At 44.5% G+C, this 25,972-nt stretch carries 16 protein-coding genes and 1 pseudogene; 12 read left to right on the top strand and 5 right to left on the bottom strand.

The window, feature by feature from the left end:
- Positions 1–80: 80 nt before the first annotated feature.
- Both leuB and leuA read right to left on the bottom strand, forming a co-directional pair.
- On the bottom strand, positions 81–1,172 hold the full coding sequence (leuB, locus tag ACED45_RS07880) for a 3-isopropylmalate dehydrogenase (protein ID WP_102432786.1): 1,092 nt from the start codon (positions 1,170–1,172) through the stop codon (positions 81–83).
- A gap of 98 nt (positions 1,173–1,270) precedes the next feature.
- Positions 1,271–2,818, bottom strand: a complete 1,548-nt coding sequence (gene leuA / locus ACED45_RS07875; protein ID WP_048657988.1) for a 2-isopropylmalate synthase — start codon at positions 2,816–2,818, stop codon at positions 1,271–1,273.
- Between the two features lie 568 nt (positions 2,819–3,386).
- On the opposite strand from leuA, the gene ACED45_RS07870 reads away from it, so the two are divergent.
- The 10 genes and pseudogenes from ACED45_RS07870 to ACED45_RS07825 all read left to right on the top strand — a co-directional run bounded on the left by ACED45_RS07870 (position 3,387) and on the right by ACED45_RS07825 (position 18,354).
- Positions 3,387–4,046 carry a TetR/AcrR family transcriptional regulator gene (locus tag ACED45_RS07870; protein ID WP_048657989.1) on the top strand — a complete coding sequence of 220 codons (660 nt, stop codon included), beginning with the start codon at positions 3,387–3,389 and terminating at the stop codon, positions 4,044–4,046.
- Complete coding sequence (locus ACED45_RS07865) at positions 4,046–5,383, top strand: efflux RND transporter periplasmic adaptor subunit (protein WP_371713699.1); 1,338 nt, start codon at positions 4,046–4,048, stop codon at positions 5,381–5,383. The genes ACED45_RS07870 and ACED45_RS07865 overlap by 1 nt, the downstream gene beginning before the upstream one ends.
- The gene (locus tag ACED45_RS07860) at positions 5,380–8,487 is read left to right on the top strand and encodes an efflux RND transporter permease subunit (RefSeq protein ID WP_055319006.1); all 3,108 of its coding nucleotides are present in this window, start codon (positions 5,380–5,382) and stop codon (positions 8,485–8,487) included. The genes ACED45_RS07865 and ACED45_RS07860 overlap by 4 nt, the downstream gene beginning before the upstream one ends.
- Positions 8,488–8,695: 208 nt before the next feature.
- A complete protein-coding gene (locus tag ACED45_RS07855; RefSeq protein WP_123285532.1) occupies positions 8,696–9,220 on the top strand; it encodes a phosphatase PAP2 family protein in 525 nt (174 codons plus the stop codon).
- Positions 9,221–9,274: 54 nt separating this feature from the next.
- Positions 9,275–10,345 carry an MJ1255/VC2487 family glycosyltransferase gene (locus ACED45_RS07850; protein ID WP_371713698.1) on the top strand — a complete coding sequence of 357 codons (1,071 nt, stop codon included), beginning with the start codon at positions 9,275–9,277 and terminating at the stop codon, positions 10,343–10,345.
- A 346-nt stretch (positions 10,346–10,691) separates the two neighbouring features.
- Positions 10,692–11,651 carry a transcriptional regulator LeuO gene (leuO, locus tag ACED45_RS07845; RefSeq protein WP_019826889.1) on the top strand — a complete coding sequence of 320 codons (960 nt, stop codon included), beginning with the start codon at positions 10,692–10,694 and terminating at the stop codon, positions 11,649–11,651.
- Positions 11,652–11,852: 201 nt separating this feature from the next.
- Positions 11,853–13,661 (top strand): AMP-dependent synthetase/ligase, encoded by a 1,809-nt coding sequence (locus ACED45_RS07840; protein WP_108083070.1) that lies wholly within the window; start codon positions 11,853–11,855, stop codon positions 13,659–13,661.
- Positions 13,662–14,121: 460 nt separating this feature from the next.
- Positions 14,122–15,861: an acetolactate synthase 3 large subunit gene (locus ACED45_RS07835; protein WP_102478552.1), complete on the top strand. Its 1,740-nt coding sequence runs from the start codon at positions 14,122–14,124 to the stop codon at positions 15,859–15,861.
- Position 15,862: 1 nt separating this feature from the next.
- The gene (gene ilvN / locus ACED45_RS07830) at positions 15,863–16,357 is read left to right on the top strand and encodes an acetolactate synthase small subunit (RefSeq protein WP_008219984.1); all 495 of its coding nucleotides are present in this window, start codon (positions 15,863–15,865) and stop codon (positions 16,355–16,357) included.
- Between the two features lie 113 nt (positions 16,358–16,470).
- A pseudogene (locus ACED45_RS07825) lies at positions 16,471–18,354 on the top strand (diguanylate cyclase).
- A 575-nt stretch (positions 18,355–18,929) separates the two neighbouring features.
- On the opposite strand, the gene ACED45_RS07820 reads toward ACED45_RS07825, so the two are convergent.
- Entirely contained in the window at positions 18,930–19,601 is a 672-nt protein-coding gene (locus tag ACED45_RS07820) for a GntR family transcriptional regulator (protein WP_019826885.1), read from the bottom strand.
- 176 nt (positions 19,602–19,777) lie between these two features.
- Positions 19,778–21,190, bottom strand: a complete 1,413-nt coding sequence (gene pykF, locus ACED45_RS07815) for a pyruvate kinase PykF (protein WP_017061403.1) — start codon at positions 21,188–21,190, stop codon at positions 19,778–19,780.
- Positions 21,191–21,619: 429 nt separating this feature from the next.
- Here pykF and ACED45_RS07810 point away from each other — a divergent pair, with 429 nt between their 5' ends.
- On the top strand, positions 21,620–22,390 hold the full coding sequence (locus ACED45_RS07810) for a DeoR/GlpR family DNA-binding transcription regulator (RefSeq protein WP_136984179.1): 771 nt from the start codon (positions 21,620–21,622) through the stop codon (positions 22,388–22,390).
- A 107-nt stretch (positions 22,391–22,497) separates the two neighbouring features.
- The gene (gene glmS, locus ACED45_RS07805; protein ID WP_371713697.1) at positions 22,498–24,330 is read left to right on the top strand and encodes a glutamine--fructose-6-phosphate transaminase (isomerizing); all 1,833 of its coding nucleotides are present in this window, start codon (positions 22,498–22,500) and stop codon (positions 24,328–24,330) included.
- A 118-nt stretch (positions 24,331–24,448) separates the two neighbouring features.
- Here glmS and ACED45_RS07800 read toward each other — a convergent pair whose 3' ends face one another.
- Positions 24,449–25,717 carry an O-acetylhomoserine aminocarboxypropyltransferase/cysteine synthase family protein gene (locus ACED45_RS07800; protein WP_371713696.1) on the bottom strand — a complete coding sequence of 423 codons (1,269 nt, stop codon included), beginning with the start codon at positions 25,715–25,717 and terminating at the stop codon, positions 24,449–24,451.
- Positions 25,718–25,972 lie beyond the last annotated feature (255 nt).

Below are 25,972 nucleotides of genomic sequence, written 5' to 3'. Positions count from 1 at the left end.
TTTCGAGCCAAGTCATGCGGTTTACGCTGACTTGGCTTGATATTATTCTTATGTACTTGCTTTTAATCGGAGTATTTAGCTTATGAAGCTAAGATGTACTCAGCGATCTTGTCACCCATTTCAGAGGTAGTCAGTGCTTGGTTGTTACCTGCAAGGTCTGCTGTTAGCTCGCCTGCTGAAAGCGCTTTAGATACCGCTGCTTCGATGTCTTGTGCTGCCGCTTCTTCGCCTAGGCTGTAACGAAGCATTAGTGCTGCAGAAAGGATTTGCGCTACTGGGTTTGCGATGTTCTTACCTGCGATATCTGGTGCACTGCCGCCTGCTGGCTCGTATAGGCCGAAGTTGCTTTCGTTCAAGCTAGCAGAAGGAAGCATACCCATAGAGCCTGTAATCATTGCGCACTCATCAGAGATGATGTCGCCGAAGATGTTTGAACACAGCATTACGTCAAACTGAGAAGGATCTTTGATTAGCTGCATGGTCGCGTTGTCGATGTACATGTGGTTTAGCGTGACATCTGGATAATCTTTTGCAATATCTTCGACAACTTCGCGCCATAAGATAGAGCTCTGTAGAACGTTCGCTTTATCGATTGAGTAAACGTTTTTGTTACGTAGGCGTGCCGATTCAAACGCAATTTTTGCAATACGTTCGATTTCGTAGCGGTGGTAAACCTCAGTATCAAATGCTTTTTCAGTTGCGCCTTCGCCTTCACGACCTTTAGGTTGGCCGAAGTAGATGCCGCCTGTTAGCTCACGTACTACCACGATGTCGAAACCGTTACCTGAGATGTCAGCACGTAAAGGAGAGAAAGACTCTAGACCTTTATGGATTTGTGCTGGGCGTAGGTTACAGAACAGTTGGAAGTGTTTACGTAGAGGAAGTAGGGCACCACGCTCTGGTTGATCGTTTGGTGGAAGGTGTTCCCATTTAGGACCGCCGACAGAACCAAAAAGTACTGCGTCAGATTCTTCACAGCCAGCTACTGTTGCTTCTGGAAGTGGACAGCCGTGGTTATCAATCGCAATACCACCAACATCATACTCTTCGCGAGAAAAGCTAATCGCGTGCTTCTTTTCGATCGCGTCTAGCACTTTATGTGCTTGTTGCATTACCTCTGGGCCAATGCCATCACCAGGTAGTACGGCAATTTTGTATGATTTATCAGTCATGTTAATCCTTTAATTCTTTGTTACTGAGCTATTTGGCTCGTTTTAAATTTTGTCCCTAAAGCCAATAACATCGGCTCTAGGGCTCTGTTATTGGGTATTTAAACTGTCGCGATTTTTTGCTGTTTCATTTCAGCAATGGTGTCGGCACGTTGAATACTATTGATCACATGCAGTAGCGCCTGACCAGAAGCTTCAACGATATCGGTTGATACGCCTGTACCGTGGTACTTGCGGCCTTTATAGTTAGCAATAATATCAGCTTGGCCTAGGCCATCTTCGCCTTCACCTTTGGCGGTAAGATCAAATTTATCCAATGCAATTTCGTACCCCGTTAAGCGGTAAATACATTGGTATAGCGCATCAACAGGGCCGTTACCGACAGCCGCTTCGCATTTCTCTTCATCACCACATTGAAGCTTGATGCTGGTGGTAGACATAACACTACCAGATTGTACGCTTAGGTAGTTAAGTTTATAGAAGTCATCTTCGTCGCGTAGATTTGCGAAGTGCATTAGTGCTTCTAGGTCGTAATCGAATACTTGGCCTTTACGGTCAGCAAGCTTCAAGAAGTCTTCGTACAATGAATCTAGGTTGTACTCATTGTCTTTGTAGCCCATTGCGTCCATGTGGCTCTTAACGGCTGCACGACCACTGCGGCTGGTTAAGTTCAATGCTTTGTTTTTCAAGCCAATAGATTCAGGCGTCATGATCTCGTAAGTGTTCTTGTTCTTAAGCATGCCGTCTTGGTGAATACCCGAAGAGTGGCTGAATGCGTTAGCACCAACGATTGCTTTATTGTCTTGAATTGGCATGTGGCAAAGCTGGCTAACCAACTTACTGGTACGGTGAATCTCTTTATGATCCAAGCCTGTGTGAACACCTAAAAGCTCTTGACGAGTTTTGATGATCATTGCTATTTCTTCTAAAGAACAGTTACCCGCACGCTCACCAATACCATTGATTGTGCCTTCAATTTGTCTAGCACCCGCTTGCACAGCTGCAATTGAATTAGCAACCGACATGCCTAAGTCATCGTGACAGTGAACAGAGATGATCGCTTGATCGATGTTTGGTACGCGATCAAATAGCGTTTGGATAATGCCACCAAACTCATTCGGTACTGTGTAGCCTACGGTATCTGGAATGTTGATGGTTTTTGCGCCAGCGTTAATTGCTGCTTCAACCATACGACATAGGTTGTCGATAGGTGTACGACCGGCATCTTCACAAGAGAATTCAACATCATCGGTATAGTTACGCGCATGCTTTACCGCTTTCACTGCCATCTCGACAACATCGTCGTAACTGCGGCGTAATTTGTCTTGTACGTGAACCGTCGATGTAGAAATAAAGGTATGAATACGGAACTGTTCAGCCACTTTTAGTGCTTCGGCTGCGGCATCAATATCTTTCGCTACTGCACGAGAAAGCGCACATATACGGCTATCTTTAATATTCTTTGCGATGGTTTGTACTGATTCAAAATCGCCTGGTGATGACACAGGGAAACCCGCTTCAATAACATCTACACCCAGTCGTTCAAGTGCATAAGCGATCTGTAATTTCTCTTTTACCGTTAAGCTTGCAGCCAACGCTTGTTCGCCATCACGTAAGGTCGTGTCAAAAATTATCACTTGATCGTTCATGGGTGCTTCCTTATATCGATAATGAATCGATTGCTATCCAAATTATTATTAAGAATGATGTTCTTTTAAAAGTGCCAGTTACAAAAAAACCCGCTCAGCGCGGGTTTTAATATTTGTGTAGTTCTTGACCCACAACTTACCCGCGCGATTGGTTCACGATAAGGAGAAGTTTCAGCAGTCGAGAAGAAGAAAAAATCATTACACAAATATCCGTAAATAAACTGTTAACACCATATTTACCGCAATTTATTCTGAGCGTCAAACAAGAAAATCCAATATCAGCGTGCATTGGCGACGTTTTTGTTTGGTTTGTACTGTTTTGTGTTTAGTTATTGGCTAAATCATCTGATTGATGGTTTTGTATTGGGGGGTTAGTTTATCGTTTAGCTTATGTGTAGGTTAAAACTTTGTAGTAAATCTTTTTGATGGAACGATTCACCAAAAAAATCACAAGCGTGACCAAATTAATTAATCACTTGATTAAATAATGAGTAATTAATCTTCTACTGTTACGCCTGTTTATCTCTATAATTAATCAGATGATTAATTATAGAGATGGATTTTTTCCATGACGGCACGAAAAGCGGGGCGACCTCAAAAGAACTTAGATGTTCGACAGTTATTGATTGAGCATGCTCGTGATCTGTTTGTCGTTCTGCCATACGACAAGGTCTCGACACGCCTGATTGCTGAGCGTGCGGGTGTCAATATTGCGATGATCCGTTATTACTTTGGCAGTAAGGCCGGGCTGTTTGAAGCCATGCTGCGTGAAACGCTACGACCGATGCAATTGCAGATGCAAAGGTTGGTTGAAGAAGGTAGTCATGAGAGCTTTCTTGACCTAATGCGGACTTACTACAAAGAGATGGTCAAGGTACCTAAGTTTCCTCGCTTGCTAGCCCAAGTGATGAATATGCCTCCCTCTGAAGTGCAAAGAGAATTGCTCGAAAAGGTTTTTCACGATGTCGCTAAGCCAGCTCAGGATGTCATTTTTGAAAAACTGGTTGAACAAGGCGTTTTAAGAAAAGAGATGGATCCCAAACTCTGCCGCGTGTCGTATATAAGCTTGATGGTGTTCCCGTTCATTGCGCCCCCACCTTTGCTTGCTATTCATGGTATTGAGATTAATGAAGAATTTCTTAACCGCTTAATCGAACACAACATTAAATTGATGACAGAAGGCTTTATAAATACGCCTAGCCCTTCTTCTGTGCAGGACCAAAGATAATGAAAATAAATAAAAAACTACTCTTCTTTCCAGCACTTGCGGTTGGTGTGATTGGCCTTGTCGCCGCGATTAACTTGAAGCCGGATCTTCCAACCAAACCTGCGGGTGATAGAGCCCGCTTAGTTGATACAGTAAGCCTAGAGCAACAACTGATAGCGCCGTTAGCGGTTGGCTTTGGCAAGGTGGTGCCGAAAGTCGAATGGAAAGCAATTGCCGAGGTAACAGGGCAGATTGTCTATCGACATCCAGATCTTGAAAAAGGGCAGGTGATCCCTGCAGGAACGGTCGTACTCAAAGTTGATCCATTGGATTACGAATTGAAACTGATACAAGCAGAGGCGGATCTAAAATCAAGCCAAACCTCATTAGCGAAATTGAATCAAGAAGAAGACAACCTTAATCAGACTCTTAAGATCGAAAAGAATCGCTTAGTGATCAGTAATAAAGAGTTACAACGTAAACAGGATCTGCGTAAGAAAGGGCTGACTTCGCAGTCTGATGTCGATCTACAAAAACAAAGTGCGCTATCTCAACAGAAGTTGGTATTAGATATCGCGAACCAAATCGCATTAATGCCAGACGAAAAACGTGTTGCGGAAGCGGTGATTAAGGTCAATGTATCTAAAGTGAAAGAGGCGCAACGCTCTCTCGATAAGACTACCGTCACTTTGCCAAGAGCGATGCGAATTGCTCAAGTTGATATTGAACAAAATCAAGTGGTTAACCTTCAGCAAGAGATGTTTATTGCTCACGGGATTGATGTTATGGAAGTGGAGGCGCAACTTTCTATTCACGATATGCAAACCTTAGCCTCCAGTTTTAAGCAGTTCCCTCGCGATACCGCAGGAATTCCTAATCCTTACGAAGCGCCAATCAAAGCAAGCATCCAACTTAACAGCGGTAACCTGAACCTTAGCTGGCCTGCGAAGGTAGCAAGAATCAGCGAAACGGTTGATGAAAACCAAGCGACGGCGGGGATTATTCTCGAGATCGCTCAAGACTATTCACAACTGCAGCCAGACAGCGCAACGCCGTTGGTTAATGGTATGTTTGTAAAAGCGGAGATTGAAGGTGTAGCGAATCTGAGTTGGGTTGTGCCGGAGCGAGCACTGCATGGTGATAAGGTTTACTTGATGGACGACAATCAACGCTTGCAAGTGGTGAATGTTGAAGTGCTTTACCGTAGAGACAATCAAGTGGTTGTGAGTGGTGAGCTACAAACCGGAGACAAGTTGGTTCTAAATGATGTCCTGCCAGCTATCGAGGGCATGTTATTGAAAGAGTCGAACTCTGAAGAGGCTGAGCTTGAATCGGATACTCAGGAGAGTGCGTCATGATCAAGTTCTTCTCTAGGCACCCAACAGCAGCCAACTTGTTGATGCTTGGACTGTTGATCATGGGTATAAGCTCATTATCAACAATCAAGCGTGAAACCTTCCCCGCTTATGATCCGCCTTACATTATGGCAGCCATCGTTTATCCCGGCGCTTCTCCACAAGAAGTGGAAGAGAGCCTATGTGTGCGAATGGAAGACGCGGTAGATGGTTTAGCCAACATTGAAGAAACTCAGTGTGAGGCGATCGAAGGTAGCGCACGTCTAATTCTGAAGTTAAATGAGAAAGCGGATATTGGCCGAATGCTGGTGGACGTGCAAACCCAGATCAACTCGATCAATGACTTCCCAACCGAGATTGAATCACCTGTTGTTCAAGAGCTAGATTGGAATGAACCAGTTGTTGATATCGCCATCACAGCCGAAACGTCGTGGCCGGAACTTAAGGCCTACGCGGAAGATCTTAAGCGCACTATGAAGCTCGATTACGGTGTATCTTTGGTCGAGGTCAGCGGCTTCTCAGATCATCAATATCGTGTTGAGTTGGATACCCAAGCGATTCGTCAGCTGGGTTTGAGCGTCGGTGATATTGCAGATCAAATTGGTCGTCAGAATGTGAAGCTTCCGAGTGGTAACGTTGAAACACCTGATAAAAACTTCCTGATTCGTTTTGACGAGAGACGAATCACACCGGTTGAACTTGAAAGTATCGTGGTTGGTTCTGCGCCTAATGGCTCGGTGATCCGTTTGAGAGACATAGCCAAAATAACTGACCGCTTTGAGCTGGATGAACAGAAGGTGTTATTTGATGGCAAGCCTTCGGCGCTGCTTAAGATCAGTAAGAACAAAGAAGACGATGCGCTGCGAATCAAAGAGAACGTAACACGATTCGTTGAAGATCAAAGCGCGATTGCTCCTGACGGTGTGACACTACAAATGACCAACGATCTCTCCTCTGTGCTGTGGGATCGTTTAACCATGATGGCGCGTAATGGCTGGCAAGGTATTGTGCTGGTGTTCGCCACCATGTGGCTGTTCTTCAGCTTACGTTATTCATTTTGGGTAGCGGCGGGGTTGCCGGTAGCCTTCCTTGGTGGTTTGTTTTTGATGGCCAATCTTGGTTTATCGATTAACATTATGTCGCTGGTCGGACTGTTGATGGCGATTGGTATCATGATGGATGACGCCATCGTGATTGCCGAATCGATAGCGTCCCATTTAGATCGGGGGCAAAACGTTGATGATGCGGTGTACAACGGCGTTAAGAAAGTGTTTCCCGGAGTGTTGTCTTCTTTCTTAACCACGGTGTGTATTTTCGGTAGCTTACTGTTCCTAGATGGCGAGATGGGCGCGGTGCTTAAGGCCGTTCCTCAAGTCTTGATTTTGGTGCTGTCGTTGAGCTTGATTGAAGCCTTCCTGATCCTACCTAATCACCTATCTCATTCATTACACAAAGAAAAGAATGACAAGCCAGCGCTGCGTTTTAAGGTTGTGTTGCTTGAGAAGTTTGAGAACTTCCGTAATACCACTTTGATGAACATGGTTGAGAAAGTCGTGACGTTCCGCTACGCCTTTATGGGCGGAGTGATTACGCTATTGTTGCTTTCAGTAGCCTTGATTGCTGGCGGGGTTGTTAAGTTTCAACCTTTCCCTGAGCTGGATGGTGATATTGCCGAAGCGCGTATCATTCTTCCACCGGGCGCATCACTGTCTCAAACCGAAAAAGTCGTCGATAAAATTGTCGCGTCGGCTGAGCGTTTGAACAAGCAATGGAGCGAAGAGGTTGAAGAAGGCAATACACTGGTCGAGCACATAACTAGCCAATTCAATGCTAACGCCGATGCCAATGAATCTGGCCCACACCTAGCCACAGTGCGCTTAGACTTACGCGGAGCAGAGAGTCGTAATACGGTGATCGATGATTTCATCGATGCATGGCGAGAGGACATCGGTGAACTTGCAGATCCAATCTCACTGGTATTCAAGCAACCCACCATGGGGCCGGGTGGTCGCGCTATCGAGATTCGAGCTAAGCATGATGACCTAAGTGCATTGAAATCCGCTTCTCTGGATATTCAGGAATACCTTAATCAGTTCGATGGCGTGCACGGCGTGCTTGACGACATGCGTATGGGTAAAGAAGAGATCTTGGTGAAGCTGCGTCCGGGAGCTGAAACCTACAATGTGAATGGGCAGATGATTGCTTCCCAATTGCGTGCGGCTTTCTTTGGTCAGACAGCGGATGAGATTCAAATCGGTGTTGAGAATATCTCGATTGAAGTGCGTCTTGATAAAGAGCAAGCGGGCGACATACAGCAGCTGGCCAACTTCCCGATCATCACCGCAGATGGCAGTCAGATCCCGCTAGCAACGTTGGCGACGTTAGATTTCCAACGTAATTACGTGCGAATTCAGCGTATTGATGGGCTGAGAACCATCAGTATCTTTGGTGATATTGATAACAAGAAAGCGAGTTCATCCGCGATCTTGGCTCAGTTCCAAAAAGATGAAGCCGCCAAACTTATTCAGAAGTACCCGGGTTTACGCTTTGATTTCGAAGGGGAGGCCAAAGATGCGGCTAAGACTGGAGCCTCTATGGGCAAAGGCTTCTTACTCGGCTTATTTGGCGTGTTTGCGATTCTTAGCTATCAATTCCGAAGCTACTTAGAGCCTGTGGTCGTGATGTTGGCGATTCCACTCGCTTTTATTGGGGTGGTCGTTGGACACTGGATACTTGGGCACTCTTTGAGTATGCCAAGCATGATGGGCTTTGTGTCGCTTGCTGGGATTGTGGTCAACGATTCCATTTTGTTGGTGCAATACATTCGTCACCATGTCGATGAGGGAGATAGCGTGCATGACTCGGTGGTGAAAGCCAGTCGCGAGCGTTTCCGAGCGGTATTTTTGACCTCAATGACAACCGCAGCTGGTTTGCTACCGCTGTTAACGGAAACCAGTTTACAGGCTCAGGTTATTCAGCCTCTGGTTATTTCGATTGTGTTCGGTATATTTGCCTCGACCTTACTGGTGCTGTTTATGATCCCAGCGGCTTACGCAATATTGGCGGACTTTGGTTTAGTGAAAAAGCACGAGCCTCTCTCGCTATAGACATTGGAAGCAAGAAAATAAGTAATAAACACTAAAGCGGCCTAGTGCCGCTTTATCTTTATAGGGTGTTTTTTCATATCCTTGGCCCGAGCGGCTGCACTGCGCATCCCAAGGAAATTTCATTTTAGTTCATTCAAAACGTCACTTAACTGTCATTTGTTGAGCATAACTTGAGCCTTAACTGAATAAGGATTGTTAAGGAGATCGTATGCGTACAATCGAACCTATTGTCCGTTGGGATGTGGCATTTTCTGTTTTCTGTTTAAAAAACCGTTATAGCGGGCAACATGCAACGCTCAGTAAAGCGGTGTCTCATACTGGAGATGGACACCTTTACGTGTTAATTGCATTGATTGCTTTGTTGGCTGATAGCAGTACTGGCCGAGATTTTCTATTGGTCGGTTTAACCGCCTTTGCCATCGAGTTGCCTATCTACTGGCTCGCGAAAAATACCCTCAAACGTCGCAGACCGGCAGAGTTCTCTTCACTGCTTTATTCCCACATTGTGCCATCCGATAAATACAGCCTGCCATCTGGGCATTCCGCGGCGGCTTTTGTTATGGCGACCCTAATCGGACATTTCTATCCGAGCTTATATCTCTTTAGCTTGGTGTGGGCAACTGCGATTGCTGGCTCTCGAATCTTACTTGGTGTGCACTTTTTAACAGACGTACTGATTGGCGCAGCCTTGGGCATCGCTTGTACTAGCCTTGCTATCAGCTTCATCCTGTAATTATTTTGTTGGCAACCACTGCCGAGCTAAAGTGGCAAACTTAAAGGAACATGCATGAAAATTTTATACGGCGTACAAGGCACTGGAAATGGTCACATCGCACGTGCGAGAGCAATGGCTGTGGCTTTTCGTCAGCAAAATATCGATGTCGATTTTCTATTCTCAGGTCGAGAAGCGAGTAAATACTTTTCGATGGAAGCGTTTGGCAACTATCAGACTCGCAGCGGCTTAACTTTTTACAGCGAGCAGGGGCAGGTTAAATACGGCAAAACATTCATCAAGAATAACATCTGGCGATTTCTCCGTGAGATTAACCAGATCGATCTTACGCCTTATGACTTAGTGATTAATGACTTTGAGCCTGTGACTGCATGGGCGGCTAAGCGGCAAGGTGTGCCATGCATTGGGATAAGCCACCAGAATGCGTTTCGTTATGATGTACCCAAAGAAGGGGGCAACTGGATTGAACATTCAGTGATTCAACATTTCGCCCCAACCGCGCACTCAATTGGGTTGCACTGGTATCACTTTGAACAGCCGATACTTCCACCTATTGTTCATACGCCTATCGCTCCCACGCTAGTTGGTGAGCAACAAACCAAAACAGCACAAGACTTTACGTTGGTCTATTTGCCATTTGAGGATCTTGAGTCGATCTCAGAGCTGCTGATGAAGTTCATTTCGCATAATTTTGTCTGTTACCACCCAGATGTTATTGAGCATAGTCGAGTCGAAAATATTGAGTTCAAACCACTCAGTCATGCGGGCTTCCAATTCGACCTTAATCAGTGCTCAGGTGTGGTCGCAAATGGCGGCTTTGAATTGCCGTCTGAAGCTTTAACCTTAGGGAAGAAATTGCTTCTCAAACCACTTGAAGGGCAGTTCGAACAACAGAGCAATGTGGCAACACTTGAGGCGCTTGGATTAGCCCAAACGATGAGCTTTCTTGACCCAGCAATCTTGCGTGGTTGGCTCAACGAAAAACAGGCTGAGGTTGTCTCTTATCCAGACGTGGCTAGTGCACTTGTTGAGTGGGTTTTAGCCGGAAATTGGTCCAACCAAGATGACCTAAGAAAACAACTTTGGGACAAGGTGGATTTTCCAAGCTATGCATCACTCACCTAATCCATAAGTGGTGTTTTTGAATCGAATGGTCAATCAATTCATCGATTCAATAATTTGTAACAAATGTAACCAAACGATAGAACAGCTAAATAAGTCGAAATGAAACTCATAAGTAGCGCATTTTATGTTTTTTTATAACTCTGTAAATTTATGATTTTTAAGTGTTAATTAATCATTAAGGTAAAATAAAATTATTCTTTATCAATCTTGTTGGTAGCTAGGGATGTATTGGTTAATAGTAGTGGTAATCCGAAACACATCGGTCTGATAAATATAAGAACTAGTGGTTATCTATTCCCATACCATTACAAATTTAACGCTGTCGTACCGACAAGAGGCAACTTGAATGTTAGATAAAAAAGACGCAATGAGTGCTATTGCTAGCTACAGAATGGAAAGCACACTTCGTGGAGTAGACTTAAACCTTTTGACTGTATTTGATGCAGTAATGCAAGAGCAAAACATTACACGTGCAGCTCACAATTTAGGTATGTCTCAGCCGGCAGTAAGTAACGCTGTGGCTCGCTTGAAAGTGATGTTTAACGACGAACTATTTATGCGCCAGGGTCGTGGTATTCAACCGACTCAACGTGCACGTCAGTTGTTCGGTCCTATCCGCCAAGCGCTTCAACTAGTACGCAACGAATTACCAAGCTCTGTGTTCTCTCCAGAGTCGTCTTCTCGCTTGTTCAAGCTTGCGATTTGCAGCCCTTGTGACATGCGTTTTGCACCTAAGATTATGTCTACAATCAACGACCAAGCACCTAGCGTTAAACTGCACATGGATGCTGAATTCGATCGTCAACTTTCTGAGCGTATGCGCTACCAAGAAATCGACTTCGTTATCGATTACGCTCGTTTTGATGAGCAAGGCTTCTCAAGCACTGAAATCTTCCAAGACGAGTTAGTTGTGGTTGCTTCTGCTTCTCACCCACGCATCAATGGTGAAGTTTCTGCGGCAGAGCTGCTTAACGAAAAGCACGCAAAACTGTCTCGCATCCATGGTCAACGTAGCTTCTCTGAGCAAGCTTACCGTGACCTAGATTGCACGCCTTTCTACGAAGGTACGAGCTTGAGCAACGTTCTTTACGTTGTTGGTCAATCTGAACTAGTAACGATTGCTCCTCGTTGGATGGTAGAACATGCAGCAAACAAAGAGCAGCTTCAGATTCTAGATTTCCCATTCGATAATGCGGCGATTTCTGGCTTCCTAAGCTGGCACGAATCAAGTGAAAAGGATAAAGGACACATTTGGTTACGAGATCAGTTAATGATGATCTGTGGCGAAGTAGTGGCACTTAACTAGACACTAATCCCTATGATTTATAAGCCCTAAGCTAGGAGTCTGGCTTGGGGCTTTTTTATGCGCGCTATTTTAGTGGATAGAAAACTTAGCGTTAGACGTACTATTACTGATAACTTTGAGCTTCATCAGTTGCCTTTTCCATGATCAGAGGTACACTTGTGCGCTCAAAAAAGCTTACAGGTGTAAGCCAAAGGTAAAGAGATGGCCAATTTAGATTTTCATATCGTAAAAAGACTTCGTGACCAAATTGCCCAAGGCGGCAACCGTACAGCTTTGAAGCACAAAGTAGACAATGTATGGCAAGGTATTAGCTGGGAGCAGTTTGGACAACAAATCGATACGCTTTCATTAGCACTATTGGCTCAGGGACTTAGAGTTCAAGATAAGATCGGTATCTATTCAAACAATATGCCTCAATGGACAGTGGCAGATTTTGCATCTTTACAAGCTCGCCTTGTGACTGTGCCGATTTATCCAACCAACACAGCAGCGCAGTCGTCTTACATCATCCAAAACGCAGATGTGAAGATCTTATTCGTTGGTGAGCAAGTTCAATTCGATGCGGCAGTTAGCCTGTTTGAAGAGTGCGAGCAGCTAGAAGTTGTTGTAGCTATGTCTGATGACATCGACCTGCAAGGACACAGCTTTGCCGTATCTTGGAATGACTTCATGGCGCGTGGCGTTGAAGCACAACAAGCAGAACTTGACGCGCGTCTTGCTGATGCAAGCATGGATGACTTACTGACTCTTATTTATACCTCTGGTACTACAGGTCAGCCAAAAGGCGTAATGCTTGATTACACTAATATTGGTTACCAGTTAGAAGGCCACGATGAGCGTCTTAGCCTAAGTAAAGACGATGTCTCATTGTGTTTCCTACCTCTGTCACACGTATTTGAGCGTGCTTGGACGTTCTACGTTCTCTATAAAGGCGCAACCAACTGCTACCTGCAAGATACGATGCAAGTGCGTGATGCGCTAAGCGATGTGAAACCTACCGTAATGTGTGCGGTTCCACGCTTCTACGAGAAGATCTTCTCAGCGATTCACGAGAAGGTATCTAAAGCGCCGTTTATCCGTAAAGTGCTATTTACTTGGGCGGTGAACATGGGAGCGAAGCTTTCAGTTTGTCACCAGGAAGGCCGTACTCCATCGTTAATGCTGAAGAAGAGCCATGCACTAGCCGATAAGCTTGTGCTGTCTAAACTGCGAGCTTTGCTAGGTGGTAACATCAACTTCATGCCATGTGGTGGCGCGAAGCTAGATGAGACGATTGGTCGCTTCTTCCATGCTATCGGTATCAACGTAAAACTTGGCTATGGCATGACAGAAACTACAGCAACAGTATCTTGCTGGGATGACCGCTGTTTTAATCCTGATTCGATTGGTATGTCGATGCCGGGTGCTGAAGTGAAGATTGGTGCGAAGGACGAGATTCTTGTACGTGGTCCAATGGTGATGCGTGGCTATTACAAGATGCCAGAAGAGACGGCTAAGACGTTTGACGAGCACGGCTTCCTGAAAACTGGTGATGCGGGTCATTTTGATGAAAATGGTAACCTGTTCATTACTGATCGTATCAAAGAGTTGATGAAAACCTCTGGTGGTAAGTACATTGCACCGCAAGTGGTTGAAGGAGCGATTGGTAAAGATCACTTTATCGAACAGATTGCTGTTATTGCTGATACACGCAAATTCGTTTCTGCGCTGATTGTACCTTGTTATGACTCGCTAGAAGAGTACGCCAAAGAGCTTAATATCAAGTATCACGATCGCGTTGAGCTTGTTAAGCATCACCAAATCGTTGAGATGCTAGAAAAGCGTGTCAATGACCTACAGCAAGAGCTGGCTAAGTTTGAACAAGTGAAGAAATTCAAACTGCTACCGAAAGCATTTTCGATGGATGATGGTGAACTGACACCAACTCAGAAATTGCGTCGTAAAGTTATCAACGATAAGTATCAAGACGAAATCGAAGAAATGTACAACGAACAGCCTAAAGATAAGTAGTTTTCTGCTTAGATAAATTTTCAGTTGTTTAAAAATCCCCCTACGAATGTGATTGCATTTTTAGGGGGATTTTTTGTATCTAATGACACAGCACTATGTGCGAAAGCGCACACCAACAGGCTCGCTGTTTATCGATAAATAGCGATCTATCGAAATATTAAGTGCTTTTTTTTGCTCGTGTACTAGTTTTTAAAACTAGTTGTTAAGGTTGGTTTGGGTTTTATTTGATGCTTTGAGCTAATAGTTAGTTTTTTGGCACAGTTGACGAATAACAGGTGTTAGACCAGATGATAATAAAGCGTTAAAGTTGTTTCGTATTACTGTTTGTTGTTATCACGATAGACAGCCATAGCCGAAAAAGTGGAAGTATTTCGAATTAGGCTACGAATAAGCCCTAGACTATGAAAAACCAGCCCAACATGTTCACCAAATATGATTGGAAACTGGTGAGGAGAGCAATATGACAACAAAACCTGAAACAGCAATGTTATCCGGCGCTGAGATGGTGGTGCAGTCTCTAATTGAAGAGGGTGTAGAACAAATTTTTGGTTACCCAGGTGGTTCTGTACTTGATATCTACGATGCGCTGCATGCTAAAACTAATGAAATTAAACACGTATTAGTACGACACGAACAAGCCGCTACCCACATGGCAGATGGCTACACTCGTTCTACCGGTAAACCGGGTGTAGTACTTGTGTGTTCTGGTCCAGGTGCGACCAATACCGTTACTGGTATTGCAACAGCCTACATGGACTCAATTCCAATGATTGTTATTTCTGGTAACGTACCAAATAACCTTATTGGTAACGACGCCTTCCAAGAGTGTGATATCGTGGGTGTATCCCGCCCGATCGTTAAACACAGCTTCTTAGTTAAGAAAGCGGAAGATATCCCTGAAGTCGTTAAAAAAGCATTCTATATTTCAACGACAGGACGTCCTGGTCCTGTGGTTATTGATCTGCCAAAAGATATCTTAAACCCACAAATCAAACTTCCTTATGAATACCCAGAAACGATCAAAATGCGTTCGTATAACCCAACGGTTACGGGTCATAAAGGTCAAATCAAAAAGGCACTAAAAGCCCTTCTTGAAGCGAAGAAGCCGGTACTTTATGTCGGTGGTGGTGCGGTTATTTCTGAGGCAGATAAGCCGCTGTTAAAATTAGCAGAGGCACTGAATTTACCTGTGGTAAGCACCCTAATGGGGCTTGGCGCTTTCCCTGGCACTCATAAGAACTCTTTGGGTATGTTGGGCATGCATGGTTTGTATGAAGCCAATATGGCGATGCACAATGCGGATTTGATCTTTGGTATTGGCGTACGTTTCGATGATCGAACGACCAATAACCTAGATAAGTACTGTCCTGATGCGAAGATCATGCATATTGATATCGACCCATCTTCGATCTCTAAGAACGTAAAAGTGGATCTGCCGATTGTAGGTTCTGCTGAAAAGGTTCTGGAGAGCATGGTCAACTTGCTCGTTGAGCAAGGCGGCACCAATGATGCAGAAGCAATGGAAAGCTGGTGGAGTGAAATCAAGGTGTGGCAAGATCGTGATTGCCTAGCTTATGAAAAATCTTCAGAGTGCATCAAACCACAACAAGTTATTGAAACACTTCATAAAGTAACTAATGGTGATGCTTACGTTGCTTCGGATGTAGGTCAGCACCAAATGTTTGCAGCATTGTACTACCCGTTTAACAAGCCACGTCGTTGGATTAACTCTGGTGGTCTAGGCACAATGGGCTTTGGTCTGCCTGCTGGTATGGGCGTTAAGTTTGCAAAACCAGACGAAGAAGTGGTTGTAGTAACCGGTGACGGCAGTATTCAAATGAATATCCAAGAGCTGTCGACTGCGCTGCAATACAATATTCCCGTTAAGATTATTAACCTTAATAACCGTTTCCTAGGCATGGTAAAACAGTGGCAAGACATTGTTTATCAAGGTCGTTACTCTAACTCATATATGGACTCTGTTCCTGATTTTGCTGCTATTGCTGAGGCTTATGGCCACGTTGGTATGCGTATTTCATCCCCGGATGAATTGGAATCAGGTTTGGAAAAAGCACTGGCGATGAAAGACCGTTTGGTATTTGTCGATATTAGTGTGGATGACACCGAGCACGTATACCCAATGCAAATCAAAGGCGAGGGTATGGATAACATGTGGCTAAGCAAAACGGAGAGAACATAATATGAGACACATTATTTCACTACTAATGGAAAACCAACCGGGTGCGCTTTCTCGTGTGGTTGGCTTGTTTTCTCAGCGTGGCTACAACATCGAGTCTTTGAATGTATCCCCTACGGATGATCCGACACTGTCTCGTCTGAACGTCACCACTAACTCAAGCGAAATGCAGCTTGAGCAGATTCAGAAACAGCTACATAAGCTCATCGACGTACTAAAAGTACAAGAAGTGTCTGAGCTTGAGCATATCGAGCGTGAATTGTTGATGGTAAAAGTACGAGCTAGCGGCTTTGCTCGCGCAGAAGTGAAGCGCACAGCAGATATCTTCCGTGGTCAGATTGTTGATGTAACGGCTTCGCAATATACGGTTCAAATGGCGGGTACGAGCGAGAAATTGGATGCATTCATTCAGGCGCTGTCTGAAGTAACAGAAGTGCTTGAAGTGGCTCGAAGTGGGGTTGTTGGTATCGCACGAGGCGAACGTGCGTTGAAAGCCTAGACGATAAGCCTTTAAAAAATATATTTAAAGCCGCTTTTTTAAGCGGCTTTAATTTTGTTAATTTTTTAGAGTGCTATAATCCCGCGCTGCACTTCCATTCATCTGAGTTAGCAATGAGAAATAAAAAATCAATAATTACATTGCTGATTATCTCTATCATATTGTCTTCTGCAGTATGCCTGTATTATTTTCAGCGTTACAAAGAAGTAAAACAGCAGAGCTTTGACTACTCAGCTAAGCAAGCTGTCCATCAGCTAGTGTATGCCAAGCGAGATTATGATCTTCTCAAGACTCAGTTAGTCTCGGTAATGGAGCTACTCAGTCATAGCCAGAGCTTGGTTAACTTTGCTTCTTCTCCCTCAGACCAAACCAAAGATCTACTTGAGGAGGTCTGGCAATCTGTTCTTGTGAATCAGAAGTGGTATACACAAATTCACCTATTAGATATCACAGGTAAAGAGCTGGTGCGCGTTAACTATTCTTCTGATACCGGTAGGGTGACGTTACCCCAGCAACTGCAAGATAGGTCGGATTCTAACTACTTCCAATACGCTCAAAAACTAGAAGCCGAACAGATTGGCGGCTAGGGGATTGAGCTTGAAACGGAGCATGGTGAAGTCACCTTTCCTTATTCGCCAGTAATCCGTGTATTTACCCCGGTAGAAACCCCTGACAAAAGAGTGGGCTATCTAGTCATTAATCTCGATGTATGGGGCTTATCGTCGCGTCTTAGCTTTTCACCTGATAACGACCTTAGAGCTGAAGTTATCAATGAAGCGGGTTATTTCATCGCGAGTAACAACAGCGATAAGTTGTTCGGAGACGCTATTCCTGAAAGAAAGGGTTACAACCTTAAAAATATCGCGCCAAAGACGTGGAATGCGATCTCCAATGAGCAGGTGGGGTACTTTTTTGAAGGTGACAACTTGTTTGCCTTTAACACGGTTATGCTTGCGAACAGTCAAAAGGTCCATTTGCTGATTCAACTTAATCAGAAGCAACTGATGGAGCGGGCTGAGCGTGACCTGAATGATTTGGCCTACGAAGAGATCATTGTTTTGATTACGGTGCTGATTTTCGCCTTCCCGTTTGCTTACTTGGTGACGCACTATCGACGCCGAAGCCTTGAGAGTAAATTGGCGCGCGCCGCATTGAATGGCATGTCGGCAGTGATGATCTCTGACAAGCAGCACCGCACAATGATGACCAACAACGAATTTGAAAACATGACAGGGTACTGCAAAAAACAAGTTATCGGTCAGAATGCCCTGCAGTTGTTGCTTGAGAATACCGACCAAGTACTCTCAAGTTCGGCTATCTGGAGTCATTTAGAGCAAGAAGAAGTATGGGAAGGGGAAGTTCAGTGTAAGAACAAACTGCGTATTCCTTTTACAGCGATCATGCGAGTGCATGTGGTCAAAAACAATTCGGGTAAAGTCAGCTACTACATCACCTCGTTGGTGGATATTTCCGTGAGGAAGGAGCTTGAAGTACGTTTGAGGATCTTAAGTGAACGTGACTCTTTGAGTAACCTTTGGAATAGACGAAAGTTCGAAGAGCAGCTCGCGTATTATTCTCGTCTGGTAGAGCGTTACCCCAATGAATCGACGACTTGCTTAGCTTTAGTCGATATCGATAACTTCAAGCGAATCAACGACGAACTTGGTCATGACGAAGGCGACCGGGTGATAGCAAGTGTCGCTAAGCTTCTGCAAGATAGCCTTCGCGGGACTGATTTTGTTGCACGTGTCGGAGGAGAAGAGTTTGCACTGTTGATGCCACACACCTCACTATCGGAAGCAAAGCGCGTATTGGATCGCTTGCGAATCGAGATTGAACTGGCAGCCGGAACTAAGGTCACGGTGAGTGTTGGCTTTACTGATTTAACAAGTAATAGTACTCGCTCATACAAGTGTGCCGATGTTGCGCTTTACGAATCTAAATCGTCTGGTCGTAATACGGTCTCTATGTGTCCTAGCTACGATGATGTCGCTTAGCTTAGCTTTAATCCTTTCTTCTCTTTGCTTCACCTCTTCAAGCTGGCCCCGACTCACTTTATCTCTCCCCCTTTTTCTAGGAATCTCACTTTTGAGCGACCTATGTCACAAAATCTATACAGTTAGACTAAAGTCTAATGTCGGTGAAAATTTGAGCTAAAATGAACAATAAGTAAACTACTTTGCTTCAGATGACATCGTGTTAAACGATGTAATAAATAGAGTGTTTACCAGATGTAAAAGGATGACACCGTTAACTTAATTCAACTGATTAGCTAGCTTTTTCAATGATTTGAGAGGCAGCAGTAGAATTAGGTTAGCTGGAGCAAGAGTTTGGGGATCATACAGTCTGGTTAAAAGAGGCGTGGTATGTTTGTCGATTTTTTAGTGAGGTTAACCATAGGCACATTAGCCATTCTTGGCTTTCAGCTGAGTGCATTGTATTTTTTACCTATGGTTGTGCTGCTCAATACTCATCACAAAGAGTTTTTTGGGTGGTAGTTCAGTCGTGATACTGAAACAAAAAAACGGAGCCGTTGGGCTCCGTTTTTATTTAGTTAGAATCTATCTTGGCATTATGCTGCTTCGATAACTTCTTCAATTCGTTTCATTGAACCTAGCAGGTGTTGATCAAGCAGTTCAGTCGCTTGTTCTACATTCTTAGACAGTACTAGTTTCATGATCATTTCGTGTTCATCAATATTGAACAGATCATCTGATGCGCTTTCTGCAGACATAGCGAGGAAACGGTAACGTTTTACTTGGTTGATCAGGTCATCAAAGAACTTAAACATGTTTTCTGAATCAGCGCCTTCAAGTAACGCAACGTGGAATTGTTGGTGACGCTCTTCCCATTCAACACAATCAAACTCTTCAGATACGTACTGTACTCGTGACAGTTTATGGTAAGACGTTAGTACATCCAGCTCCCAGCTCTCATCACCCGCTGAAATCGCCTTTTTTAGTAGAACAGAAGAGACAACACGAAGGCTTTCGTATAGGTCATTCAATTCTTTCTTTGATACAGGAGATACCCAGCAGCCTTTCTGTGGCTCTAGTTTTACGTATTTGCTCCAAGATAACTGTACCAAGGCTTCGCGAATAGGAGATGCGCCAACGTTGTAGCGTGCTTTTAGATCAGCAACAACGAGCTTTTGACCTGGGGTTAACTCACCATTAAGAATATCTTGGCGAATCATCTTTGATACTTTGTCAGTGAGCGTAGGACTAGACATTACAAACCTCATCTATATATGATTTCTAGTCTGCTAATCCGTCTCTTAGAAAGAGCCAATTGGAAGTTAACAGTACGTAGTTCTATTGTGATTGATAATACAGCGTACTGAAAAGTTAGGCAAGATTTTGTTTCATAAAAAAAGAGGGCCGAAGCCCTCTTTTATATTTTATGCGAATCGGTTCATTCTTATAGAACGTGAACAGATGCCGTATTTGTAGTACCAGAAGCTACTAGAGCACCAGAAACCATAACTACGATGTCGCCTTTGTTACCTAGGCCAGATTGTAGAGCGATTTCTTTACCGTTGATGTAGAACGCGTCTGTGTTCTCGATAGAGTCAACAAGAACAGGCTTAACACCTTTAGTCAGAACTAGCTGTGCAGCTGTCTTTTCGTTAGTTGTTAGAGCAAGGATGTTTGCAGTTGGGAAGTACTTACGTACTGAACGTGCAGACTTACCGCCTTCAGTTGCAACAACGATTAGAGGAGCAGCTAGCTTCTCTGCTGTGTCTACAGCGCCTTTACATACTGCTTCAGTGATGCGTAGACGTGGGCTGTCTAGACGAGAACCTAGCTCAGCTTTAAGAGCTGAATCAGTACGGTTCGCGATTTGAGCCATGATAGTAACAGCTTCAACTGGGTACTTACCTTTAGCAGTTTCACCAGAAAGCATTACTGCATCAGTACCATCCATGATTGCGTTCGCAACGTCACCCGCTTCAGCACGAGTTGGACGTGGGTTGCTGATCATAGAGTCAAGCATTTGAGTTGCTGTGATAACCATCTTACGTGCGCGGTTACACTTCTCGATCATCATCTTCTGAGCGAAGATTACTTCTTCAGCTGGGATTTCAACACCTAGGTCACCACGAGCAACCATGATGCCGTCAGAAGCTTCAAGGATTGAATCGAAGTTATCAACACCTTCTTGGTTTTCAATCTTAGAAATGATGTGGATGTTCTCGCCGCCGTTAGCGTTTAGAAGCTCACGGATTTCTTTAACGTCTTCTTCTTTACGGATGAAAGAAGCAGCAACGAAATCAACGCCTTGCTCACAACCAAACTTAAGGTCAGCTTTGTCTTTCTCAGAAAGAGCTGGAAGTTGAACAGAAACGCCAGGAAGGTTAACACCTTTGTTTTCGCCTAGAGCACCGTTGTTAAGAACTTTACACTTAACTTCAGTTTCTGTTGTTGCGATAACTTCCATTTCGATTAGGCCGTCATCAACAAGGATAGTGTTACCCGCTGTTAGGTCTTTAGCGAAACCTAGGTAAGTTACTGCCACTACGTCTTTGTTACCAACAACTGTTGCGTCAGTTGTGAAAGTGAACTCTTGACCAGCTACTAGATCTACGTCGTTACCATCTTCAAGTTTGATAGTACGGATTTCTGGACCTTTAGTATCTAGAAGGATAGCAAGTTGCTCACCTTTGTTTTCCATTACTTTACGGAAGTTCGCGATACGAGTGCCGTGCTCTGCGAAATCACCGTGAGAGAAGTTAAGACGCATAACGTTCATGCCAGCATCTACTAGTTCAGTTAGCTTCTCTACAGATTCAGTTTTAGGGCCAATCGTACATACGATTTTGGTCTTTTTCATGGAAGGTACTCTCCGGTAAGTATTGTTACAATTTGAAATTTATTTAAGTTCTGAAGATTGGTCCGCTACATCAACATTTTGTGCCTGTTGTGTAAAAGCGCGGGACTTCCAATATGTCCTTCAGAGTTGTAAGTCTTTCATCAGTTTTAGTCATTTTATGACCAAAAGAATTTGATTCAATATCGGTTTTCTGTGACTTACCCCACTATATAGGTGGTAAGTTGCAAAAAAATAACAGTCAGTTTTGTAATTTTTTTTCTTTTCGGGTGCGGATTCTACCACCTAATGAGTTCAATATCACTGCTTAACAATTGTCTTAGGACAAGGTTTTATCGCTATTTATTAATTTTTTGGATCAAAATAAATGGACTAAATAGTTTCGTTGTAACTATAATATGTTTCATATCGAAACTTAGTGGCCTTTTTTAAATGTCGAAACGAAACACCCAGCTCAGAAGACATGCAATTTCTAACCTAGTGAATGAAAAAGGGGAGGTTAGTGTTGATGAATTATCCGCTAAGTTCGAAACCTCAGAGGTCACTATTAGAAAGGACTTGGCGTCTTTAGAGAAAAACGGTCAGCTTTTACGCCGTTATGGTGGTGCGATTTCGTTACCGAAAGAGGTTGTCAACGAAGAACTGGGTCAACAAGTTTCGACTCGAAAGGTTTCATTGGCAAAAGCCGCTGCAGATTTAATTCGCGACCATAACCGCATCGTGATCGATAGTGGCAGTACTACCGGTGCCCTAATTCAGCAGCTAAATGCTAAGCGTGGCTTGGTTGTGATGACCAACTCATTGCACGTCGCTAATGCGCTTAATGAATTAGAAAGCGAACCAACACTGCTAATGACCGGTGGCACTTGGGATACCCACTCGGACTCTTTCCAAGGCAAAGTCGCAGAGTCAGTACTGCGTGCTTACGATTTTGATCAACTATTTATCGGGGCTGATGGTATCGACCTTGATAGAGGCACAACCACGTTCAATGAATTGGTTGGTCTAAGTAAAGTAATGGCTGAAGTGTCACGAGAAGTGATCGTGATGGTTGAGTCGGAAAAAGTGGGACGAAAGATCCCCAATTTAGAGTTGGCTTGGAACCACATCGACATTTTGATTACCGATACAGACTTAGGCGAAGAATCCAAAGCACGTATCGAATTACATGACGTTCGAGTGATCCTGACTAATCCAGCGTAAAAACAAATTTAAATATTATGCATTTACCTTCCTATAATTGATCTTAATAAAGATATGGCCTTTGCTTGCTGCCAATAGGAATAAAACAAAATTGATGGAGTGAAACTATGTGTGGAATTGTTGGTGCAGTAGCACAGCGTGATGTGGCCGAAATTTTAGTAGAAGGCCTTCGCCGCTTAGAATACCGAGGCTACGATTCTGCGGGTGTCGCTGTAGTTGATAGCGAGTCTAATCTAACTCGTGTACGCCGCCTTGGTAAAGTACAAGAGCTAGCAGACGCAGTCGATCAGCAACATGTTATTGGCGGTACTGGTATCGCCCATACACGTTGGGCAACACACGGTGAGCCATCTGAAGCGAATGCACACCCACACATGTCTGGTGATATTGCAGTTGTACACAACGGCATTATCGAAAACCACGAAGCACTGCGCACTCTGCTGCAAGAGCGCGGTTACGTGTTTACTTCACAAACGGATACGGAAGTTATTGCTCACTTAGTTGAGTGGGAACTTCGCACGTCAGCTTCTTTGGTTGAAGCGCTACAAAAAACAGCAAAACAACTAGATGGTGCGTATGGCACGGTGGTGGTTGATCGTAAAGATCCTAGACGTATTGTTGTTGCTCGCTCTGGTAGCCCGATTGTTATTGGTTTTGGTGTCGGTGAGAACTTTCTGGCATCAGACCAACTAGCGCTATTAAACGTAACTCGTCGCTTCATGTACCTAGAAGAAGGTGATGTTGCTGAGGTAACTCGTCGTGATGTTACGGTATTTGATGTAGCGGGCGAGCGTGTAGAGCGAGACATCGTTGAATCAAACGCAGAACACGATGCAGGTGATAAAGGTCAATACCGTCACTTCATGCAGAAAGAGGTCTTTGAGCAGCCAACAGCGCTGATCAACACAATGGAAGGTCGTATCTCTGACACATCGGTTATTACTAACGCGATTGGTGTAAAAGCGGAAGGTATCCTAAGCAAGGTTGAACACGTGCAGATCATCGCATGTGGTACGTCTTACAACTCAGGCATGGTTGCACGTTACTGGTTTGAGTCTCTAGCTGGCGTAAGCTGTGACGTAGAGATTGCCTCTGAGTTCCGTTACCGAGACTTCGTTGTTCGCCCGAACAGCCTATTGGTGACTATCTCTCAGTCTGGTGAAACGGCCGATACGCTTGCTGCACTTCGCTTGGCGAAAGAGAAGGGATACATGTCCGCAATGACGATCTGTAACGTTGCGGGCTCTTCGCTGGTCCGTGAGTCTGATTTTGCCTTTATGACTCGCGCAGGAACAGAGATCGGTGTTGCTTCGACTAAAGCTTTCACCACTCAACTAGCCGCAATGCTGATGATGGTAACGTCAATTGGTCACCTACAAGGTCGCATCAACGAAGAGAAAGAAGCAGAGATCGTTCAAGCACTGCATCAACTGCCTGCAGATATCGAGAAAGCATTAGCGTTTGATAAAGAAATTGAAGCACTGGCACCGGATTTTGCTGATAAGCACCACACACTGTTCTTGGGTCGTGGTGAGTTCTACCCAATCGCGATGGAGGCGTCTCTTAAACTGAAAGAGATCTCTTACATCCACGCAGAAGCATACGCTGCTGGTGAGCTTAAGCACGGTCCTTTAGCACTTATCGATGCAGATATGCCTGTTGTTGTGATTGCACCAAGCAATGACTTGCTAGAGAAACTGAAATCGAACGTTGAAGAAGTACGTGCTCGTGGCGGTCTACTTTACGTATTCGCTGACCAAGACGCTGGCTTTGAAAGCGATGAGAGCATGAAGATCATCAAGATGCCTCACGTAAGTGAAGTAACGGCACCTATCTACTACACAGTACCGATGCAGCTATTGTCTTACCACGTAGCACTAATCAAAGGTACCGATGTTGACCAGCCTCGTAACCTAGCGAAATCGGTTACCGTTGAGTAATCGTTAGCTTGTCTAATAGAAATAGATAGTTCCAGCTGAACATAGACAATAGAAAGCCCATCCTGTGATGGGCTTTTTTGTGTCTGTTAGTTAACTATCAGAGCTAGCGGTAGCGTTATTAAGCGCTAAGTGCTTGCTCTAGGTCAGCCAAGATATCGTCAATGTGCTCGATACCTACTGAGAGGCGAATCATCTCTGGTGATACACCGGCTTGCTTTTGTTCTGCTTCGCTTAGCTGACGGTGTGTTGTAGAAGCAGGGTGGCAAGCCAGAGACTTGGCATCACCAATGTTCACTAGGCGCTTGAAGATTTGTAGCGCGTCGTAGAAGCGGACACCAGCTTCATAACCGTCCTTCAAGCCAAAAGATAGAATAGCCGATGGCTTACCCTGCATGTATTTTTCAGCAAGCGGGTAGAATTCTGAGCTAGGCAGACCAGCGTAGCTTACCCAACTGACTTTTTCGTGTTGGCTGAGGTATTCTGCCACTTTCAATGCATTCTCTGTGTGTCGCTCCATACGTAACGACAATGTCTCCAAGCCTTGCATCAACATGAAAGCATTCATTGGCGACAGTGCTGCACCTGTATTACGTAGGGGAACCGTTCTAGCTCGACCAATAAACGCAGCCTCACCAAATGCCTCGGTATAAACCACGCCATGATAAGAAGGCTCTGGCTGATTAAAAACAGGGAAGCGCTCTTTGTGCTCTGCCCATGGGAATTTTCCTGAATCGACAATCACGCCACCTAACGTTGTACCGTGACCACCCACGTATTTGGTTAGTGAGTGCACCACGATGTCAGCACCAAAATCGATAGGTTTACACAGCACAGGCGTCGCGACTGTGTTATCAACAATCACAGGCACTCCTTGTGCGTGGGCAAGTTCTGCAACACGTTCTAAGTTGATGATATTACCAGCAGGGTTACCAATACTTTCACAGTAAACCGCCTTGGTTTTTTCATCGATCAGTGCCGCTAAGCTTTCTGGTTTGTCGTCTTTAGCAAAACGAACTTCAATTCCTTGGTTTGGCAACATGTGAGCAAATAGGGTGTAAGTACCACCGTAAAGCTGAGGCGTTGAGACAATGTTGTCACCGATTTGCGCCAACGTCTGAATCGCGTAGTTGATCGCAGCACTGCCCGCACTTACCACTAAGCCTGCAATCCCCCCTTCTAAGGCTGCCATGCGTTTTTCTAACACATCATTGGTTGGATTCATTATCCGTGTGTAGATATTACCTGGCACCGCAAGGTTAAACAGGTCGGCGCCATGTTGTGCGTCATCGAATTCGTAAGCGACGGTTTGGTAAATAGGTGTGGCAACCGATTTGGTTGTTGGATCAGTTTCGTAGCCGAAGTGAATCGAGAGTGTTTCGTCTTTCATGTTTCTTCCCTGAACTATTGAATGATTTGTGTACACTCATATTGCCGATTTTTTTATAAAAGAAAAGTATGTTTAGTCACAGAGAGGCAATTGGAATTGTGTGCGGGATGATTCGTTATTGGTTAGGAAATGCAGGGCGTAAGTTGTACAGATTTAGAAAAGCAAAAAGCCAGAGCAGCATGAACTGTTCTGGCTTTTCTAATTTGGTGGCCCCTCCCAGATTTGAACTGGGGACCGAACGATTATGAGCGAAAG

Source organism: Vibrio crassostreae (genome assembly GCF_041439375.1).
Classification (GTDB): Bacteria; Pseudomonadota; Gammaproteobacteria; order Enterobacterales; family Vibrionaceae; genus Vibrio; species Vibrio crassostreae_D.
The sequence above is the reverse complement of the archived record's forward strand: the minus strand, read 5'-3'. Positions and strand labels throughout refer to the sequence as shown.

What these genes read in the sequence shown, in the direction of transcription:
- leuB (WP_102432786.1), bottom strand. Translation starts at nt 1,172, where the DNA reads ATGACTGATAAATCATACAAAATTGCCGTACTACCTGGTGATGGCATT.
- leuA (WP_048657988.1), bottom strand. Translation starts at nt 2,818, where the DNA reads ATGAACGATCAAGTGATAATTTTTGACACGACCTTACGTGATGGCGAA.
- ACED45_RS07870 (WP_048657989.1), top strand. Translation starts at nt 3,387, where the DNA reads ATGACGGCACGAAAAGCGGGGCGACCTCAAAAGAACTTAGATGTTCGA.
- ACED45_RS07865 (WP_371713699.1), top strand. Translation starts at nt 4,046, where the DNA reads ATGAAAATAAATAAAAAACTACTCTTCTTTCCAGCACTTGCGGTTGGT.
- ACED45_RS07860 (WP_055319006.1), top strand. Translation starts at nt 5,380, where the DNA reads ATGATCAAGTTCTTCTCTAGGCACCCAACAGCAGCCAACTTGTTGATG.
- ACED45_RS07855 (WP_123285532.1), top strand. Translation starts at nt 8,696, where the DNA reads ATGCGTACAATCGAACCTATTGTCCGTTGGGATGTGGCATTTTCTGTT.
- ACED45_RS07850 (WP_371713698.1), top strand. Translation starts at nt 9,275, where the DNA reads ATGAAAATTTTATACGGCGTACAAGGCACTGGAAATGGTCACATCGCA.
- leuO (WP_019826889.1), top strand. Translation starts at nt 10,692, where the DNA reads ATGTTAGATAAAAAAGACGCAATGAGTGCTATTGCTAGCTACAGAATG.
- ACED45_RS07840 (WP_108083070.1), top strand. Translation starts at nt 11,853, where the DNA reads ATGGCCAATTTAGATTTTCATATCGTAAAAAGACTTCGTGACCAAATT.
- ACED45_RS07835 (WP_102478552.1), top strand. Translation starts at nt 14,122, where the DNA reads ATGACAACAAAACCTGAAACAGCAATGTTATCCGGCGCTGAGATGGTG.
- ilvN (WP_008219984.1), top strand. Translation starts at nt 15,863, where the DNA reads ATGAGACACATTATTTCACTACTAATGGAAAACCAACCGGGTGCGCTT.
- ACED45_RS07820 (WP_019826885.1), bottom strand. Translation starts at nt 19,601, where the DNA reads ATGAGGTTTGTAATGTCTAGTCCTACGCTCACTGACAAAGTATCAAAG.
- pykF (WP_017061403.1), bottom strand. Translation starts at nt 21,190, where the DNA reads ATGAAAAAGACCAAAATCGTATGTACGATTGGCCCTAAAACTGAATCT.
- ACED45_RS07810 (WP_136984179.1), top strand. Translation starts at nt 21,620, where the DNA reads ATGTCGAAACGAAACACCCAGCTCAGAAGACATGCAATTTCTAACCTA.
- glmS (WP_371713697.1), top strand. Translation starts at nt 22,498, where the DNA reads ATGTGTGGAATTGTTGGTGCAGTAGCACAGCGTGATGTGGCCGAAATT.
- ACED45_RS07800 (WP_371713696.1), bottom strand. Translation starts at nt 25,717, where the DNA reads ATGAAAGACGAAACACTCTCGATTCACTTCGGCTACGAAACTGATCCA.